Source organism: Bacillus sp. 123MFChir2, from assembly GCF_000383235.1.
GTDB lineage: Bacteria > Bacillota > Bacilli > Bacillales > Bacillaceae_G > Bacillus_A.
On the sequence record NZ_KB910950.1, the window covers coordinates 1 to 19,947 of the forward strand.

Consider the following 19,947-nt stretch of genomic DNA (forward strand, 5'->3'; position numbering starts at 1 on the left):
TCAGTTGAAGGGCTGTTTTTCTTATTTTTTATTGTTTCGTACAATTTTTTTATACATAGTTACAATAAAGGTCATCAGAGGTTGGGAAACCCAAAGGGTTTCCCAACACTCTGAGAAAGAAGACCGGTTACAGACTGTAACCGGTCTTCTTTCGTTCTAAGCATGAATACGTATGGGTTATTCATTCCCTATATTTAAAATTTGTATTGAAAATTATTAACGATAGCAGTATTCTATACATATTCAAACATTTGAAGATGTGTAGAATACTGCTAAATTCTTTAAAATGATAAGTAAGTAACGGAGGCGTTTGAATGGGAAATGAAATGCAACAGTTTAAGGCTGATTTTTTTAAAGCTTTATCACATCCTTTACGGATTCGTATTCTTGAATTACTGTCAGAGGGTGAAAAAAGTGTGAATGAACTCCAAAGCATTCTTAATAAGGAAGGTTCTGCTGTTTCACAACAACTAAGTGTATTACGTGCAAAAAACATTGTTGTTGGTACGAAAGATGGGAAACGAGTTTTATATTCTCTTCGAGATCCGATGATTATGAATTTACTTGAAGTTGCACGTGCCATTTTTAACAACCATCTAATTGATACGATTTCAATGTTAGAAGAAGATGATAAAACAATAGTTAAGGAGGGGGTTGAGTATCGAAGTTAAGAAAGAAGTTATTATTCAACAATGTATTTACAATTCAAATTTATTAAGAGGTAGTTAATTTTTCGGAAAAAGTAAGATTTATTAAAACAGAAAAGAAGGGTTTATAATGAAAGGGTTATTTACAGGAAGATTTGAAGGATACTCATTGGGGCACTTTCAAAAGGATCTTCTTTCAGGAACGATTGTCGGAGTTGTTGCAATTCCACTTGCTATGTCTTTTGCTATAGCTTCTGGAGTTAAACCCGAGTATGGAATTTATACTACATGTATTGCTGGAATTCTTACTGCGCTATTTGGTGGTTCAAAATATCAAATAGGAGGGCCGACAGGTGCTTTTGTTCCGATTCTTTTAAGTATTGTAATTACCTATGGATATGAAAATTTATTACTGGCGGGTTTATTAGCTGGAATTCTTTTATGTTTAATGGGGATTTTTAAATTGGGATCTTTAATTAAGTTTATCCCCCGTCCTGTAACAATTGGTTTTACATCAGGTATTGCTGTTACTATTTTCACGGGACAAATTGCTGGCTTTTTAGGTTTAACCGGTATAAAAAAGCATGAGGCATTTATAGCGAATCTGAACGAAATCTTTATTCATATTGATACCATTAATTTTTATAGCATTATAACAGCTTTCATTTGCCTTGTTGTTATACTTGTAACACCAAAAATCTTTCCCAAAGTACCTGGTTCATTAGTAGCTATTGTAATTTCAACTTTAATTGCGACGGTATTTTTCTCAGACCATGTACCGACTATCGGTACAGCATATGGTACGATACCTAATACACTTCCGCGTTTCCATGTACCAGAAATTACGTTCGAGCGCATCGAACAGCTGATGGGTCCGGCATTTGTAATTGCGATGCTCGGTGGTATTGAATCTCTTCTATCCGCTGTCGTGGCAGATGGTATGACAAATAGTAAACACAACAGTAACAAAGAACTTATTGGTCAAGGAATTGCTAATATTGTGACACCATTATTTGGAGGTATTCCAGCAACTGGAGCAATTGCTCGAACAGCAACTAATATTAAGAGCGGAGCTACTTCGCCGATATCAGGTGTTATTCATGGAATCTTTGTTTTATTAATACTTATATTATTAGCTCCATATGCTTCGCATATTCCACTTGCAAGTATGGCTCCCATTTTAATGGTAGTAGCTTGGAACATGAGTGAACAAAAACATTTTGCTCATATTCTTAAAATGAAGAGTGGAGATTCGCTTGTATTAGTTGTAACATTTTTGTTAACTGTATTTACAAGTTTAACAACAGCTGTAGAAATCGGTCTTATTTTAGCTATTATTTTATTTACAAAACGTATGAGCAACATGCTAGTTATATCTAAAGTACTTCCGGATCATTCGAAAAAGAATGAAAAATTGTTACCACATGTGGTAAATAAAGCTCATGATTGTCCACAAATTAGTATTTATACAATAGAAGGTCCATTATTCTTTGGAGCCGCTCAAACATTTGAACAAAATATATTAGCAACCATTCATTATAAACCTAAGGTTTTAATATTACGAATGGGAAAAGTTCCTTTTATTGATACGACAGGAGAGTCTTACTTTAGAAGTATTGTTCATTCTTTTAAACAACAAGATGGAATACTTCTAGTCTCAGGAATTCAATCTGAACTAAAAACAACTTTAGTTAGAAATGGACTATATGATGAGATTGAGGAACAGAACTTCTTTGAGCATACAGGAGATGCAATTAACTACGCTTTAGAACATTTAGATACGAAAAAGTGTATAGGCTGTAAACATTTTGCGTTTCGTGAATGTAGCCAACTTTCTCATCAACCTCAGAAAGTGAATACAGTAAAAGATAAAGTAAATGCATTAGATTTTTAAAGAAGTAATGAATAAAAATTGTGAACAAGGTTGCTTATAATTATTTATAGCAACCTTGTTTTTGTTTGCATATCAGATTTTAACCGATAAAAGGTCAATTGATGAGAGCATGTTTCTAATTTAAAAAATGATTTCTCTCGAACTATTCAAACAGTAGTTTTTTAGATTTTGCAAATTGTATTCCTGCATATTGCAAGCTTGACAGAGGGAATTTTCAAAAATTTCATTTATTCATATTCCAATCCTAAAAAATACGCATTTTGTTATGCGGAGTCTACCTCTACAATCCAAATCATAATTTTCCACTTAGATAAAAACATTTTAAATATCTCCTTTCATCGTTTTTGGGTATTTAAAATTACAGATGGTTATAAAACGATATTTGACGATCTTTTACTTCGTCCACGATTTGTTGAACACGTTGTTTATGTTCAAGTTCATCTTCAGATAGACGGTTTTTTTGAATCGTTATCGTTAAAAAGAATACGTGAAATGTCATATTATTTTTAACTCCCTTCAAATGTGTAAAATTGTAAGAATATGAAAATCGCACAAAAAAGCCACAGAGAGACATAGTGCTCCTGCGGCAAGACATGAAAAAGCCACAGGAAGGCATCCGACCTCCTGTGGCAGAATAATTTAAATCATAGTAAACGCGATTTTCAATTCCCCATATGGATGGTCGAATATTTATTTGATTGTGAAACAAGTGCTACATATACAGTTACTTTCATCATATCATTCGACCTCCTTTGGAAATTTTTTCTTATGTAAGTAAGTATATACAGTTGGGTTCCGTTTGTAAACCCTGAAATTTAAAAATAGGATAAATTTTTTGAATTTTGGTGAAAATAAACAATGTTTAAAAGAGATTTCATAATGAACGACGAATAATTAGTTTGGAGAGGAATAAAATGAATTTGCTTATTTTCGGAGGATGAACTCTAGTTAATAAGAGTAACAGCAATTTTCAAAAAGTTGGATGGGGGTACAATTATTGTTATGGCTTTTCAAACTGATTATCTTATAAAAACAGCAATTAGCACAGTACTATTTCCGTTTACAGCGGGAAATCTGTACATAAGAAAAAAGAATGAAACGAAAGAACCTGGAAGTATCGTGAAAGTCGATGGTCGCAGCGTTCATTCTATTGTTTCTGGTGAAGAAAATGGAAATCCTACTGTTATTTTAGATGCAGGTTTAAGTGGTAATTGTTTAGCCTGGTGTCTTGTCCAGCCTGAATTATCAAAGTTTACAAGAGTAGTTTCTTTTGACCGGGCTGGATATGGTTGGAGTGATACGAGAAGTGGTTTATCGACTAGTCAAGAAGTAGTGAATGATTTGAAAATGGCTTTAGACAAAATGGGGATTTCTCCTCCTTATATTTTAGTGGGACATTCATTTGCAGGACTAAATATGCGCTTATTTGCAAGTCGATATCCTAATGAAGTAGCAGGAATTGTATTAGTTGATGCGGTACATGAAAATCGATACTTGAAAGAGGAAATGCATACAGATAGGTCGCAGCAATACGTAAAAAGCTTAAAGCAGATGAGATTAGGATATATCACCTCTACCATTGGTTTGCCGCGCCTATTAAAAATACCGGTAGGAGGAAGAAGTCTTCCGGCGCAAGTTCAAAATCATGTAAAACACGTGGGATATACTCCTGGTGCATATGAAGCGGTTTATAAAGAAATGTTGTACAGTGAAGAATCAGCAAAACAAGTAAAACGAGCAGAAAATTTACGTGAAAACTTGCCGGTAGTTGTCATAAGTTCTAATAATTCAGATCCTATATGGAAAGAGCAGCAGCAACTTTTATGTCAACTAACGAACTGTATGAAGCATATTCAAACAGAGAATGGTCATTCGATTCAATTAGAGAATCCAAAGGTCGTGATAAACGCTATAAAGGAATTATTATAGTATGAATAGAAAAGCTAAGACGGTTGTCTATATATAAATACAAATTGAAAAAATGACATAAAAACCAATTTTTTAGGGGAGGAGACGAGAGCAACTGGCCATGCATAGAGGCGGTCAGTTCCTTTTCCTGCCACGTGCAAAGTTTAAAACAAAGATAGACAGCAAGTAGCAGCCATGTTTTGTTCTGCATAGCAGCGATGTATATGTCGAGGAATAAAAATGAATTTATTTAGCATAGAGTGTGTAAGATGCTCGATGTTTCTATGAAAAAGGAGAAACATTGAGCTTTTTTTTCATAGATTTCGCAACTAAAATTACAAATGGGGAAATATACAAATTCTAAGCGGAAAATATGTATAAAAAGAATACACTTATAGAAGGAGGGATGGGGAATGAGGGACTGGAAAGATGATATTGTTAGAATACTTGGAGTATGGTCTTTACTTGGTGCTTATATCGTTTTAATGATGACGATGCGTTACTCGTGGGCGACGGTTTATCAAAGTTTAGCCGTACTAGGGGTACCTCTTCTTGCGCTTGGGGGCTATTTTGTAATAAGAAAAGTAATGTTTGCAAATGTGTTATTTATAAGAGGTATGGGTGTAACGATCTATCTGGCTTATGGATGGTCATGTTGGATGTTTCGAAACATTTACGGTATAGAAAATGAAGAGTTATGGCTTTCAATTAGTTGGTTACTCCCGGTGTTATATTTGTATATAACTGATAAAAAAGCGGAGTGGTATGTGCTGAGCGGCGGAGCAATGTTTTTCTTTTTATTAAATATCGATGAAATAACATGGTTTGCTTTCACGGACAAGTGGCAATCTACTATGATAACTGTTGCTTCAGTTATATGGTACCGATTCGGAAGGGGAATGGCAGGATGTTTTGTATTTTATACAACTAGTTTATTAGGATTGTGGACAGTGTACCTTGAACGATTATACGATGGAGGAGAACCGAATTATTTGATAAAAGTAGTGTGTGCAATTTTCATGACAGTTGTATACATTACGGTATTCAAAAAAGTAAAAGAAAAAAATTTGTATAAAATAACAACTGGTGCAATCTTAACAGCATGGTCATTGTATGCATTGGTAGACATTACAAATCTATTTGTAAATTTAACTATGAATATTTCTTATATATTGATGGGACTTGTTGGTTTGTTTGTTGTTATTTCACAGCAATATCTCTCTTGGCGAGAAAAAAAGAATCAAACGAACATAAACCATCGGAGAATAGGAGAGTACGTGCTATATGTTTTCGTAAGCTCAATAGGTAGTATTCTATTTCTTGCGAGTCTTTACTTCATTTTATGGGAAACAGTAAGAGAAAGCAGCATAATCATGATTGTAAGCGCTACGCTAAGTGTACTTGGAATTTTGGGATATAAAAAAATAACAGCAAAATTTTTGCGGATATTTTTATTTGTTTTCGCTATCATGTCGGGGATTACAACGCTTGTAACAGATCACCATTACATATGGGGATTGTTGTATGCTAGTTGTATATTTGGGTATTGGTTATTCGCAAAGCATAAGGCAGAACAACATAGTTTATGGTGGCTATTGGAAGGAATTATAGTAAGTGAATGTATGAGAGATGCGGAATATACAACAAGTATGAGTTATCTCGTATTCATTCATATCGGATTTTTCATTTTTGCGATTGTACGGAAAAACAAATTTTTATTCAGACATAGTATTGGATTTGGAATGGTATATGCATTTTTCTATTTGTTAGGGAAATACGAAGGAGTTGATTATTGGTTTATTGTAAGCGCACATGGTGGATATATATTACTTCTTGTATTAGGCGTGTTGTATGTAAGAGATATTGTAATGAAGCGGATTGGCATTGTAATCTATTTATTTACGAATTTTATTATGTATGAGACAAATTATATTGGAAACTACGGATTGAGCGGGATGTTGTTTGTGGCAGGGATTGTATTGTTATTAACAAATAAGCAGCAAAAACAAGAGAACATAATAAAATATAACGGAACATATAAGAAAAAACATATATGGTTAGTAGGTATATTTTCTGTGTTTATATTACTAGGTACTGTTACACAACAAGAAATGAATTATTATAACAGTAATATTGTATTGCTAGAATTGGAAAATCCGGTTACAGAATTAGGGGATATGAAAAAAGTATGGTTTTCTTTCAAAATAGAAGCGGAAGCAAATGAAATGATGTTGAAACGTGAAATAAAAAATGAAACAAAAACACCTGTGTATATAAAATTGAAAAAAGAACAAGAAAAGAATTATCATATAGATCAAATAAAGCTCGGTGACTACCCGAAAGAAAAAGGAATTTGGATTAAAGGATTTATGAATTATGGATATGTTACGATTGGAAGTACACATGGAGTTCCTGTTCACCTTGTGAAAGGGGGAGGGATGTATGCAAAAGTCCAAATTGCGAAGAACGGAAATAGTAGAGTAATCGGAATTCAATAAGATAAAAGGATAAGAAGTAATTGAATACGTCAAAAAAATCGATTCCTAAATAGGGAATCGATTTTTTATTTGATCTCTCATATATAGTTAAATTGTTTAGATAATTGCATTAATTTTTATTGAACTAAGAAAGATGTATATGTTAAAATAAAAAAATGATCATTAGAAAATATTTTATTTTATTCAATAATTACCCAATTTAATTTTATCAAAAACACCTATGTTTGTCAAACTTTTGGTCAAATTTTTTTGTCGATAAGGAGTGACAATATGGAGCAGTATGAACAAGAGTGGAAGAGGGAACAAAAACGAATAGAGGAAGTTGTACAGAAAATTAAAGTACACATAAATAGTCTTCAACAATATGTAAGTAGCGGAAAGAAAGAAGTAGTTCAAATTCGAAAAAACTTTTGGAACGATGTAACGACTAACTTCGATAATGCTGAAGAGGCCGTTGAAACAGCGGCAAGTATAAAGCAACAAGCAGAGTTGTTAGCTGAAAGAGAACGCAGTCACTATCATGCAGATAAGCAGCTTACAATGTTAAAACGACTGGAGCAATCCCCGTATTTTGGGAGAATTGATTTTTTAGAAGATGGTGAAAGAAGTTCAGATCAAATTTACCTTGGCATTCATTCGTTTTTTGATGAGAGTACAGAACAATTTCTTGTTTATGATTGGAGGGCGCCAATATCCAGTTTGTATTATGATTCTTCGTTAGGATTAGCCATGTATAAGGCGCAAAATGAAATGATTACAGGAGAAGTAACTTTAAAGAGACAATTTATCATTCGTAACGGTCATATGGATAGCATGTTTGATTCTGGAGTAACAATTGGTGATGCATTATTGCAAGAAGTGTTAGGAAAGAATGCAAATACACAAATGAAAAGTATCGTTTCTACGATTCAGAAAGAACAAAATCTAATTATTCGTAATGAAACGAGTCATCTACTCATTGTACAAGGAGCAGCAGGGAGTGGAAAAACATCGGCTGCATTGCAGCGTGTGGCTTATTTATTATATCGATATCGAGATACATTACATGCAGATCAAATCATTCTTTTTTCTCCTAATCCAATGTTTAATAGTTATATTTCGACTGTTCTTCCTGAATTAGGAGAAGAGAATATGAGACAAACCACATTTCAAGAGTATATAGAGGAGCAAATCGAAAAAACGTTTCATGTAGAAGATCCGTTTACGCAAATGGAATATGTACTTTCAGAGAAAGAAGACGCAGAATATTTAATACGTATGCAAGGTATTCAATATAAAGCAAGTGCACATTTTGTTAAAGTTGTAGACAGTTATGTGGCATATTTGAAACAAGCTGGAATGATTTTTAAAGACGTGAAATTTCGCAGGAAAGTTTTAATATCGAAAGAAGAAATTCTAGAGAAATTTTATTCTTTTCCTGAATCTATGCGGATTCCGAATCGAATAAAATTAATTTCTGAGTGGTTACTGAAAGAATTAAAGAAAAGAGAGCAGTTAGAGCGAAAAGAACTTTGGGTTGAAGAGGAAATACAGCTATTTGATAAAGAAACGTATGCAAAAATCCATAAAAAACTGCAACAAGAGAGACAAAATGCCACGAATACATTTGATGATTTTGAACGTGAACAACAAATGTTAGCCACAATGGTTGTGAAAAAACATTTTAAACCACTTCGTAAACGTGTGAAACAGTTTCAATTTATTAATATGACCGCTATTTATTTACAGTTATTTACTGATCCGTTATTTGTAAAACAATTCACAGATCATAACAACTTACCGTCATGTTGGAAAAAAATATGTGAAGAAACAGTTAGTCGTATACGGGATTATTATATGACTTATGAGGATGCGACGCCTTATTTATATTTAAAAGATCAGTTGAAAGACTTACAACGAAACACATCTGTAATGCATATATTTATTGATGAAGCACAAGATTATTCTGTTTTTCAATTCACCTTTTTGAAGCGATTATTTCCACATAGTAAAATGACGGTACTTGGTGATTTTAATCAAACGATACATGTACATGCGGCTGAAAATGGATTTTCGCAATTATATGCGTTGTATGGAGAGGGAAAAAGCAAGAGAATTGCACTTACACGTAGTTATCGTTCAACGAAACAAATTATTGAATTCACAAGGCAACTGATTTCAGGCGGAAACTGTATTGAACCCTTTGAACGCGAGGGGAGAAAACCTGTTATAACAGCAGTAGAATCAGATGAGGAATTACATCGAAAAATTGTAAATCGGATTAAATATTTGCAAAAAAATAATCACAAAACGATAGCGATTATTTGTAAAACTGCTGAGGAAAGTAAATTGGTATATGACTTACTACAGCAACATGTACAAATTCATCTCATTCAAAAAGAAACAGCTTCGTTTGATTCGGGAGTACTTATTATACCTTCATATTTAGCGAAAGGTGTAGAGTTTGACGCTGTTATTATTTATAATGCTTCAAATCAACAATATAGAAAAGAAAGTGAACGTAAGCTTTTCTATACTGCTTGCACACGTGCTATGCACGAGTTATATATTTATTATAAAAAAGAACTAAGCCCTTTTTTATCAACACTCAATGTAAATACTTATACCCAGGATAAATAAACGAAACAGAGGTCATGCTTCATAGCGTGACCTCTGTTTCGTTTGCATTTTTATATTGTATTCATTGGATTAAATTTCCGTACATCACACATAATAATTACGTATGAAATTCCAATGATATAGGATGGTTAAAATGTGGAAAACAATTGTTGCCTATCTTCCGGAATGGAAAGTATTTGGACAAGCTTTTATTGTATTGTTCGTCCCATATGTGATTTCAAAATTTTTTAGTTGGATCCATACATTAGAGGGAAAGTAGCGGAATGAATGATTTACTGTATCCATTTTGAAGTCAGTCACAATAGGCTAGCTTTATCAACAACCTCTCAGTCTGATAAACATGTACCGTAGTAGGATACCAAAGCCGGTGATTGCTAGTGAAGTTTCGTATTAGGCGGATATAATAAGCTTTTTTAAGAGAAAGAGTGATATGAATGAGAGAGCGGGAGTCAAAAAATCAACAAATGAAAAAGACAGCGAATATAAATGAAAATAAGCAAGGGATTATGTCCATTCAAACCACATCTGAAAACTTCACAGGCGACTTTACGGTAGATCTGGAACTTGTAAAGAAAGAAATTAGTGAAAACTCAGATGTACACTTTCGGGAGTTTAACATTGGACGTACAGGTATTCGGGCAGCAATCATTTTTGTGGAGGGTTTGTCAGATAAAGAGCTCATCGACACACATATTATGAAATCATTAATGATTGATTTTTATAAAGAATATAAACATGACTCATCTTATAAGAAAGGTACGGTTTCAAAAGAGTTTATTAAAGAGCAAGTCCTTTCTATTAGTGAAATAAAAGAAGTTCATGAGATAAAAGGTTTAATGTCAAAGGTACTAACAGGCTCAACCGCACTTTTGATTGATGGCTCATCATATGTGTTGATTCTCAGTACAACGAAAGGGAGAACCCGGAACGTAGAAGAACCTATATCAGAAGTATCAGTAAGGGGTCCGCGGATCGGTTTCACAGAAATTTTAAGCGATAATACTGCTCTTTTACGACGTCATGGTGAAAATACAGGATTATCATTAGTGAAATTCCAAGTAGGAAAACGGGCAAAAAAAGAACTTGTCGTCGCTTATATGAAAGAGATTGCTGATTCGGAGTTAGTAGAAGAGGTGAAGAGGAGAATTCAAAAAATTGACATTGATAATGTACCAGAATCAGGTTATGTAGAGCAGCTCATCGAAGATAATTATCTTAGCCCTTTTGCGCAGGTGCAGAGTACGGAGCGTCCTGATCGGGTCATTGCAGCATTGATGGAAGGGCGGGTTGCAATTTTATTAGACGGAACACCTTTTGCATTAATTGCTCCTGTTACATTTAGTATGATGATGCAATCGCCAGAAGATTATTATGAACGTTGGATTCCAGGAACTCTCATCCGCTTATTACGTTTTGGAGCAGCTATCGTTTCTCTTTTTACACCCGCCTTGTATATTTCCTTTATCTCGTTTCACCCTGGATTGATTCCGACCAAGTTAGCTATTTCTATTTTAGGAGGACGAGAAGGTGTTCCATTTCCTGCATTTATAGAAGCACTTCTTATGGAAATAGCTATCGAAATTTTACGAGAAGCTGGACTGCGGTTGCCAAAACCAATTGGCTCGGCAATGGGGATCGTTGGCGGTCTGATCATTGGACAAGCTGCGGTGGAAGCGGGGATTGTTAGTCCTATGATGGTTATCGTAGTAGCTGCAACGGCCATTTCTTCCTTTGCTCTCTCACCTTATAGTACAGCGATTCCACTTCGTATCCTGCGGTTTGTGGGCATGTTTTGCGCTGCGTTGTTTGGATTGTACGGCCTCATTTTGTTTTTTCTCTTCTTATGTAGTCATTTAGTGAAGCTGAAGAGTTTTGGTGTGCCCTATGTTAGTCCAGCTGTTCCTTATCGATCAAGTGATTGGAAAGACTTTATCATTCGTGTTCCATTTCAAATGATGAAACGTCGCCCAAAGATGCTGCATCCGAAAGATCCAATACGAAAAGGATAGCTTACTTTGAAAAGGAAGTGACTAGCGATGATTACCAATCCTAAAGATCGAATTGAGACTTCGCAAGCGGCTGTTATTATGATCAATTATGTACTTGCGGCAGGTATTCTCACCTTGCCTAGAACAGCTGCCGAAAAAGTGGAGACACCAGATGTTTGGATAACTGTTATTTTAGGCGGGTTGATTGCGATGGTTACGGGAGTAATCATGGTCAAATTAAGCCAACAATTTCCCGATAAAACGTTTTATCAGTATAGCCAAGACATTGTAGGAAAATGGATAGGCGGGTTACTTAGTCTATTTATTATCATTTACTTTTTTACGCTTTCTTCATTTGAAGTAAGAATATTGGAGGAAGTAACAAGTTTCTTTTTACTGGAAGGAACCCCTGGCTGGGCTATTATCATGACGTTTATGTGGGTGGGACTCTATTTGATGATGGGTGGCATCAATCCGATGGCGCGTATGTTTGGGATTATATTTCCGATTACAATCTTTATTTTTTTGTTAACCGCCTTTATGAGTATCGGAATATTTGAGATAGATAATCTCCGTCCAGTGTTAGGGTTAGGTGTTATGCCAGTACTAAAAGGGATCAAAACAACAACTCTCGCTTATTCAGGTGCGGAAATCATGTTGCTCCTGTTGGTGTTTATGGAGCAGCCAAACAAAGGTGTAAAGGTTGTACTAGTTGGAATTACTATTCCTTTGATCTTTTATGTAATTACTGTTGTGATGGTAATTGGAGCTTTTTCTATTGATGGAGTAGTAACGAGAACATGGCCAACCTTTGATCTTATGAGAAGTTTTGAAATTCCTGGTTTAATATTTGAAAGGTTTGAATCTTTATTACTTGTAATATGGATTATGCAAATCTTTTCAACTTATACAATTTGTTACTATGCGGCTGCACTTGGCTTGGCTCAACTTTTTAAAAAGAACATTCACTCATTTTTGTATGCATTACTGCCAATCGTTTATATAATTGCTTTAATTCCTAAAAATACGAATGATCTATTCAAATTTGGGGATATGATTGGGAATGCTGCTTTGTGTTTATTTGGTGTATTGCCAATTTTTCTTCTGATGATTGTGAGGTGGAGGAAACGAAAATATGAAACAAAATCATAAAAATATACGATTCCTCCTTATTTTATCGTCGGTACTTTTACTTTTTTCTCTTACAGGATGCTGGAGCAGTCATGAAATTGAAGAGCTTGGTTTTGAAGTCGGTCTAGCATTCGATAAAGGAAAGGAGTCGGCTGCTGAAAAAGGACTAGAAGAAGAAGGCGGGGGATATGCAAAAAAGAACCTGATTACCTCCACTTATCAATTCGTTAAACCGCAAGCATCAGGTGGAGGTGGGAAGGGCGGGGCATCGCAAGGGAAAGCTTATACGAATGTTTCCGAAACCGGAGATTCTCTGCATCAAATGATTCGTGAAGTTTCATTGAGAAGAGATCGTCCTGTAATTTTCCATCATACGAAGGTGATCGTTATTAGTGCAAATCTGGCGCGTACGTATAGCTTGAAAAAAATACTGGATATTTATCTTCGTGATAATGAAATTCGACCAAGTTGCCTCATGTTAATTAGCAAAGGCCGAGCTAGTAAGGCGCTAGAAATGAAGGAAACAGGAGAAATTCCAGCGCTTCGCCTTTATGGAATTGCAGATAATCAATATAGAACGTCAAGAATCTTGCCTCCTGTTCCTCTTGCTAAATTGCCAGGAAAAATGCAATCAGAATCCAGTTTTCTTTTGCAAAATGTTATTTCATCAAAAGGAGAAGTAAAGTTTTCGGGGGCTGCTATTATAAAAGGAAAGACAAAAAAATTGCATGGTTTTTTGTCTGAAAAGGAATTGGAAGGTTTAACATGGATAACAGGGAAAGGGAAAGGTGGTTTAGTAAAAGGGATTGATAAAGAGACAGGCCAACCGATTATGTATGAAGTAGCGTCTATGAAAAGTACAATCACCCCACATGTTAAAGGAAACAAAATTTCTTTTGATGTAAAAATCGAATCAGAGGGGCGAATATCTGAAAATTGGGCTACTTCGGGAAATCTTTTTAATAATAAATTTCTAAAAAGAGCAGAAAAAGCTGCTATACAAGAAGTGAATCAACTAGTAGAGCACACATTAAAAAAGATACAAAAAGAATATGAGGTTGACGTTGCTGGGTTTGGAAACAGATTAAGAATTAAGAATCCAAAAGTATGGGAAAAAGTCAAAAAAGATTGGGATAAAACATTTAGTAAAGTTCCAATTAAATATAGCGTAAAAATAAACATTAAAGATTATGGAGCAAAAGGATCTTAATGAATACTCCCCCACTTACCAAAGCTGGAAGTGGGGGTTTCTAACGTTTCGACCTGGATGATTAACGTCAGTGGAGTTAACACACTAGCGAGCTGTTTCGCTCGTCTCTTCTAAAAGGACATGCCGTTTTTTTACTTGTATATAGAAAAGAGCAGAAAAATGTAACTAATTTTTGATTAAAGCATCTTCGTTAGAAAAAATGCCACTATTTTTAATGTTGTTAACTACTTGTTTTAATTTTTCTTCATTTTGAACAAGAGCAATGCGAACAAAACCTTCTCCATGCGGACCAAATGCATGACCTGGTGTAACAACGACATTGGCACGATCAATTAATGCATATGCGAACTCTAAAGAAGTATAGCCTTTTGGAATTTCAGCCCATATGAACATACTTCCAGGTGGCTTTTCAACATGCCAGCCAGCTTCTGTTAGCCCATTAATAAGTGTATCTCTTCGTTTTTGATAAATTATCCGATTTGCTGCACAATATGTAGCACCCTTTTTTAAAGCAACGGTTGCTGCTTTTTGAATGGGAAGAAAGACGCCGTAGTCTGTGTTTGATTTAAATTGCTTAAGCGCTCCGACAATTTCTTCATTTCCAATTATGTAACCAATACGGCTGCCGGCTAAACTATAACTTTTAGATAAAGAGTTAATTTCTACGCCAACGTCTTTTGCTCCAGGAACGGATAGAAAACTAATAGGTTTTTGATCGTCATAATAAAATTCAGAATAAGCAAAGTCGTGCACGACAATAATGTTGTGTTTTTTTGCAAAGGCAATCACATCAGTAAAAAATGACTTCGTAGCCATTGCTGGTACAGGATTACCAGGGAAGTTTAAAATAATCATTTTTGCTTTTTGAGCAATTTCTATTGGAATCGTATGTAAATCAGGAAGAAAATGATTTTCTTTTTTTAACGGCATAAAATATGGAGTTGCTCCTGCCATTGCAAGTCCTGTTGCATACGCAGTGTATCCTGGATCTGGAACAAGAATTATATCGTCTGAATCAGCAAAAACCATCGGTAAATGAACAAGTCCGTCTTGCGATCCCATTAATAATAAGACCTCATTGTCAGCATTTAAAGTTACATGGTGATTTATCTCATAATATTCTGTTACGGCTTCGTGAAATTCTTGTGTACCTGTTAATGTATAACCATAATTATTCTTTTCGTTTGCTGCCTTTACAAGTGTATTTATGACGATATCAGCAGGGGGCATATCCGGGTTTCCAATACTTAAATCAATTATTTCATGACCTTCTGCTACTTTCTTTTTTTTATATGTTGCTAGTTCACTAAAAATTGATGATTGAAATGCTTCCATGCGATTCGCTAGCCTATAATTCATGAATAACGCCTCCTAATATACAATGGTTGTTATTAAAACTTATCTTGGTATTCTTATTATTTTATTCTTCTGAAAACACACACAAATATATTTTACCATTTTTAGTGGGGATATAAAAATAGTGATGATAAAGTGAAACTTTAATCAGTGGGGGTTTTCTTCATCCCCCACTGATTATTAGTTGAACCAATCGGGCTTTTACGGGCAGTTTATCTCCCCTCTACCTTCTTTGCTTTTGCTGAATTTTGAGGTGGGAGTATTACTGCCCGTTAATGCTTGGTAAAATTTCCTTTACCGTATATTTTTTAATAAAAACAATACTTATACAAAAACTCAATTTGTTAGGGGATCTGCTATTTTATAGCTAATTTTTTAAAAGCAGGAAATAATAAAAGTGTATATCGACAAAAGGAGAAATAGAAATGAAGCAAATTCCTATAGGTGTATCAAATCGTCATATTCATGTGACAAAGGAAGATTTAGAAATGCTTTTTGGAAATGGCTATGAGTTAACGGTAGCGAAAGAGCTTTCCCAGCCAGGAGAATTCGCAGCTGAAGAAACAGTTACGATCAAAACAGAGAAAGCTGAAATTGTGAAAGTACGAATTCTCGGACCTGTTCGCAAATTTACACAAGTAGAGATTTCAAAAACTGATGCTCGTAATCTCGGTATAAACGCTCCGCTTCGCTCATCGGGAAACATTGATGGGACACCTGGTATTACCTTAATTGGTCCAAATGGTGAAATTCAAATTGATAAAGGGGTAATTGTTGCTGAGCGGCACATTCATATGACGCCACAAGATGCAATGCAGTTTCAAGTGAGTGATGGACAATATGTAAGTGTTAAAATTAAAGGTGATAGAGGATTAACTTTTCATCAAGTGTTAATCCGAGTGAAGGATACGTATGCTTTAGACATGCACATCGACACTGATGAAGCAAACAGCGGAAATATAAAAACTGGAGATTTCGGTGAACTGATTTTATCATAAAGAAAGCCATCTCAAAAATGAGATGGCTCCTACATATTCGGTGTTTGAGAAGTATTTTTGCTTAGTTGTTTTTGCTGTAATATTGAAATGAGAATAATAAATAAAGAAAGAACACCAAAGATAAGCACCATATATTGCAATCCAATTGTATCTAAGAAAAAGCCAGTTCCGAGTAAGACAATTTGGAACATGACACGGTCAAACATATTACGGAATGAGAATATACGTCCGTGGTAGCTTTTATCAATTTTCGTTTGGAAAATGGTTGACATAACGGGAAAGAAGCAACCAACACTAAATCCAAACATACCGAAAGATACAAGCGTCATCCATTTTATATCACTGAAAAAGAGTGATAAGTGAGAAAAAGCAATACAAAATGAAAAGATATATAGTAATTTATATGAAGAAACATGCTCTGATAAACGTTTTATGACAAACGCACCAAGCATGAAAGATAAACCTTCAATTGTATAAATAAATCCTTTAATTGTTGTATCATGCTGCATTTCACTAATATTTATAACCATTAAATTGAAACCGCCAATAAATAAAAGTGGAATAATACTTAAAATTAAAGCACGAAACGCAATTGGAATTTCTTTTAAAATCCGAAATACTTCCATGAAACTTGTATTTTGACGTTTCTTTTCAATTGTTTTTGTATCTTCAAAGTTTAATAAAAAAGTAGCAAAGAATAATAGTGCATATGCAGCCATTGAAAAAGCATACATATAGTTCAAACTCATTACAACGAGTAGGAGACCGCCTAGTGAAGTACCGACAATACGAGCGATTGTTGCGATATTCATATGAATTCCATTCATTTGTAATAATTCATGCTCCTGAACAATAAGTGGGATAACAGATTGTAATGCAGGGAAATAAAAAGCTGCAGAAATTTGAATGGCGATCATAAATAAAATCATAAATGAAATACTTTTGTACTCAATAGCGAAAAACATAAAAATAACACTTAATACACGGCCTAACCCTGCATATAAAAGAACTTTTTTCTTAGAATATTGGTCAATAAATCTTCCGGCCATGGGCCCAACAAGGACACCAGCTAATAAACCAATAAACATAATAATGGATTTCATAAAGTCTGATGGTACATACTTTTGCATGAACTCCAAATTACCTAGAATTCCTAGCCATAACCCTACTCCGGCAATAAATTCACCGGTGAGAACGACCCATACATTTTTATTACGCCACATAGGAAAACCTCTCAGTCTTTAATTGTAGTGAAAATCGTATATAAAACCTCCTTTTTTCATTACATCGTATAACTTTATATTTTGAGTCAGAGTATATACTAAGGGTTTAAAAGAAGAATTTCAAATGTTTTGACTTAGAAGCTAATTTCGTTGTATATATACCTTTTTTCTCAGAAGAAAATAAATTGTTATTTCATCTATTGAGTGTGGAAAAAATCTCCTTCTTATTTACTTACCGGTAAGTAAATAAGAAGGAGAGTGTACCTCATGTCAACAAAATACGAACAAATATTAGAAAGAGCTTATATACTATTTGCCGAAAATGGATTTGAAAAAACCAGTTTATCTATAATTGCAAAAGAAGTGAGGGTGACTAAACCTGCTATTTATTATTACTTTTCTTCAAAGGAAGAATTAATTAAAGAATTGTTTAAAGTAATTGTAAAAGAAATTAATTTCTCTAGATTTTTTTCAATGCACAAATATAACAAAGAAAATTTTGAAACGCAGCTTATTCATGACGGCATTCTTATGATACAAGTCCAAGAAAAAGACGTTTATTACTCCAAGATATTAAATGAATATGTTGTGTTGAGCATGCGCGAAGAAAAGTACGAAAACTGGTTACAGGAAGTATTGCAAGAATATTCAGAAGGATTTATCGGAATTTTACACTTTGGAGTTGAATTGGGAGTCCTAAAAAATGAAAATATTGAAGCGAAGGCACAATTACTCACTTTAGTTGTCGAAGGGCTAGATAAATATATGGGAAGTCCAATTAATCTCCACGCAGAAAAAATTTGGAGGAGATCGTTCTTTCTATTAATTTTGGGGATTTTCTTATATATAATTGGCTGGAATGCTGATATATTACACTATTATGCATTTTATATGTTTCTATCTTCTTTTTATATTGTCGTATCAAACCGTACTCTTCTCTATTCTTTCATCGGAATTTTAACTACAGCTCAAAATGCTGCGAAAAAGGACTGAATTAACACAATATATGATAAAAGCTTCTCAAGAAATACAAGAATGGTTTCATATCACAATCGAAAATAATGAAGTGCAGTCTTTCCATACAGAGATGACATTGTTTGTTGCTAGAAAATCATCCACTTTAAAATGTTAATTCATACTTGTGAGATTCATAGTATTCGATATACTAGATAGAGTGGAATATATAAAGCAGGGAGCAATAACAATGATTCGTGTACGTATTGAAGGAACAGAAACGGAAGTAATGCAATTTTTAAAAGAGATGCCAGAGGTACCTGGATATGAAAGAACATATTCACGTGAGCCGCGAAAAGGAAATAATCCAAAGTATACAAATAGTAAGAGTGTTTTAGCATATCTCACATATAAGCAAAAAGAAGAACGAAAATAACCAAACCTATTTAGGATTGGTTATTTAATTTTGTATGAGTCAGTGGGAGTGACCTTGTTGGATAAATTAAATAATATGTAGATAATCTAAGACGTTTTTTCCAATTAATAAAAGCGTAACTACAATAAACAGTATTCTCACATACGAGACACCTTTTTTAATTGCAAAGTTTGAACCTACAAAAGCTCCAAAAATCATAGCAATCCCCATCGGAATACCATATGAAAAATTCACGACATCTAAGTATAAAAACATGATGAGAGCGGCTATATTACTACCAAAATTAAGAACTTTTGCATTGCCGGCTGACTGAATAAAATCAAATCCAATTATTAAAAAAGAAAATAACAAAAACGAACCAGTACCTGCTCCAAAGAATCCATCATAAAATCCAATCATAAATACTGTGACCACAAAGACCGCTCCTCTTTTCCAATTCATCCCTTCATATTTAGAATCTTTACCCCAATCCTTTTTTAAAATGGTATAGATAGCAACTATTATTAATAATACGAGCATTAACGGTTGTAATACTTGCGAGGAAATATGTTTTACCACATATGCCCCAAAAAAAGAACCCAAAACAGACAAAGGGAACAATTTAGATACAAGGCGAAAATTTACTTTTCCTGATTTAATAAACGATATCGTACTTGTTAAAGCTCCCATTGAACTTGCTAATTTATTCGTAGCAATTGCAGTTGAAGCTGGTAATCCTGTAAACAGTAAGGCTGGAATAGAAATTAACCCGCCTCCTCCAACCACCGAATCGATGAATGCAGCTAAAAAACCAAAGAGTACTAAAAAAACTAGTGTGTATAAGTTTATATCTTCCATAATAACTACCCCTATAATATAAATTTGTTTTTAGTGAAAGACTCCGACATTTAGTCACTATTTAAGTAGTGACTAAATATATATTAGCAAAATTACATGTGTTTGTGAATGAGAAATTTGAAAATAACTACTAATAGGGGAAGTTGATAAATTTAATTATTTAAACCCATCTCATATAAGTCGCTGGCAGGGAGAAAACAAGTGCTCTGAACTTGCTTTCTCCTTTTGTTTTTAACCTCGAATGCGGA

Annotated in this window: 16 protein-coding genes; 12 read left to right on the forward strand and 4 right to left on the reverse strand. The window is 34.2% G+C overall.

What is annotated here, in order from left to right:
* The first annotated feature begins 314 nt into the window (after window positions 1-314).
* Window positions 315-671: an ArsR/SmtB family transcription factor gene (locus H280_RS0114210; protein ID WP_020061802.1), complete on the forward strand. Its 357-nt coding sequence runs from the start codon at window positions 315-317 to the stop codon at window positions 669-671.
* A gap of 106 nt (window positions 672-777) precedes the next feature.
* Window positions 778-2,541, forward strand: coding sequence for a SulP family inorganic anion transporter (locus H280_RS0114215; protein ID WP_020061803.1), 1,764 nt, complete (start codon window positions 778-780; stop codon window positions 2,539-2,541).
* A gap of 358 nt (window positions 2,542-2,899) precedes the next feature.
* Here the strand turns inward: H280_RS0114215 and H280_RS0114220 are convergent, their stop codons facing one another.
* Window positions 2,900-3,040: a YrzI family small protein gene (locus H280_RS0114220; protein WP_020061804.1), complete on the reverse strand. Its 141-nt coding sequence runs from the start codon at window positions 3,038-3,040 to the stop codon at window positions 2,900-2,902.
* A gap of 503 nt (window positions 3,041-3,543) precedes the next feature.
* On the opposite strand from H280_RS0114220, the gene H280_RS0114225 reads away from it, so the two are divergent.
* The 7 genes from H280_RS0114225 (at window position 3,544) to H280_RS0114255 (ending at window position 13,895) form a co-directional block, all read left to right on the forward strand.
* Window positions 3,544-4,470, forward strand: coding sequence for an alpha/beta fold hydrolase (locus H280_RS0114225; RefSeq protein WP_020061805.1), 927 nt, complete (start codon window positions 3,544-3,546; stop codon window positions 4,468-4,470).
* Between the two features lie 392 nt (window positions 4,471-4,862).
* The gene (locus H280_RS0114230; protein ID WP_020061806.1) at window positions 4,863-6,947 is read left to right on the forward strand and encodes a hypothetical protein; all 2,085 of its coding nucleotides are present in this window, start codon (window positions 4,863-4,865) and stop codon (window positions 6,945-6,947) included.
* Between the two features lie 270 nt (window positions 6,948-7,217).
* The gene (gene helD, locus H280_RS0114235; RefSeq protein WP_020061807.1) at window positions 7,218-9,566 is read left to right on the forward strand and encodes an RNA polymerase recycling motor HelD; all 2,349 of its coding nucleotides are present in this window, start codon (window positions 7,218-7,220) and stop codon (window positions 9,564-9,566) included.
* 133 nt (window positions 9,567-9,699) lie between these two features.
* Complete coding sequence (locus tag H280_RS26750; protein ID WP_020061808.1) at window positions 9,700-9,825, forward strand: hypothetical protein; 126 nt, start codon at window positions 9,700-9,702, stop codon at window positions 9,823-9,825.
* 247 nt (window positions 9,826-10,072) lie between these two features.
* A complete protein-coding gene (locus H280_RS0114245; RefSeq protein ID WP_442852827.1) occupies window positions 10,073-11,575 on the forward strand; it encodes a spore germination protein in 1,503 nt (500 codons plus the stop codon).
* Between the two features lie 27 nt (window positions 11,576-11,602).
* Window positions 11,603-12,706: a spore germination protein gene (locus H280_RS0114250; protein WP_020061810.1), complete on the forward strand. Its 1,104-nt coding sequence runs from the start codon at window positions 11,603-11,605 to the stop codon at window positions 12,704-12,706.
* Window positions 12,690-13,895: a Ger(x)C family spore germination protein gene (locus H280_RS0114255; RefSeq protein ID WP_020061811.1), complete on the forward strand. Its 1,206-nt coding sequence runs from the start codon at window positions 12,690-12,692 to the stop codon at window positions 13,893-13,895. The genes H280_RS0114250 and H280_RS0114255 overlap by 17 nt, the downstream gene beginning before the upstream one ends.
* A 165-nt stretch (window positions 13,896-14,060) precedes the next feature.
* Here H280_RS0114255 and H280_RS0114260 read toward each other — a convergent pair whose 3' ends face one another.
* Complete coding sequence (locus tag H280_RS0114260; RefSeq protein ID WP_020061812.1) at window positions 14,061-15,254, reverse strand: LL-diaminopimelate aminotransferase; 1,194 nt, start codon at window positions 15,252-15,254, stop codon at window positions 14,061-14,063.
* Between the two features lie 422 nt (window positions 15,255-15,676).
* Here H280_RS0114260 and pduL point away from each other — a divergent pair, with 422 nt between their 5' ends.
* Window positions 15,677-16,249 (forward strand): phosphate propanoyltransferase, encoded by a 573-nt coding sequence (gene pduL, locus H280_RS0114265; protein WP_020061813.1) that lies wholly within the window; start codon window positions 15,677-15,679, stop codon window positions 16,247-16,249.
* 29 nt (window positions 16,250-16,278) lie between these two features.
* Here pduL and H280_RS0114270 read toward each other — a convergent pair whose 3' ends face one another.
* Window positions 16,279-17,472 carry an MFS transporter gene (locus H280_RS0114270; RefSeq protein WP_020061814.1) on the reverse strand — a complete coding sequence of 398 codons (1,194 nt, stop codon included), beginning with the start codon at window positions 17,470-17,472 and terminating at the stop codon, window positions 16,279-16,281.
* 267 nt (window positions 17,473-17,739) lie between these two features.
* Between H280_RS0114270 and H280_RS23650 the strand changes: the two genes are divergently transcribed.
* Window positions 17,740-18,465: a TetR/AcrR family transcriptional regulator gene (locus tag H280_RS23650; protein ID WP_020061815.1), complete on the forward strand. Its 726-nt coding sequence runs from the start codon at window positions 17,740-17,742 to the stop codon at window positions 18,463-18,465.
* A 211-nt stretch (window positions 18,466-18,676) separates the two neighbouring features.
* On the forward strand, window positions 18,677-18,862 hold the full coding sequence (locus H280_RS0114280) for a DUF3970 family protein (protein ID WP_020061816.1): 186 nt from the start codon (window positions 18,677-18,679) through the stop codon (window positions 18,860-18,862).
* Window positions 18,863-18,928: 66 nt separating this feature from the next.
* On the opposite strand, the gene H280_RS0114285 is transcribed toward H280_RS0114280, so the two are convergent.
* The gene (locus H280_RS0114285) at window positions 18,929-19,699 is read right to left on the reverse strand and encodes a sulfite exporter TauE/SafE family protein (protein WP_020061817.1); all 771 of its coding nucleotides are present in this window, start codon (window positions 19,697-19,699) and stop codon (window positions 18,929-18,931) included.
* Window positions 19,700-19,947: the final 248 nt, after the last annotated feature.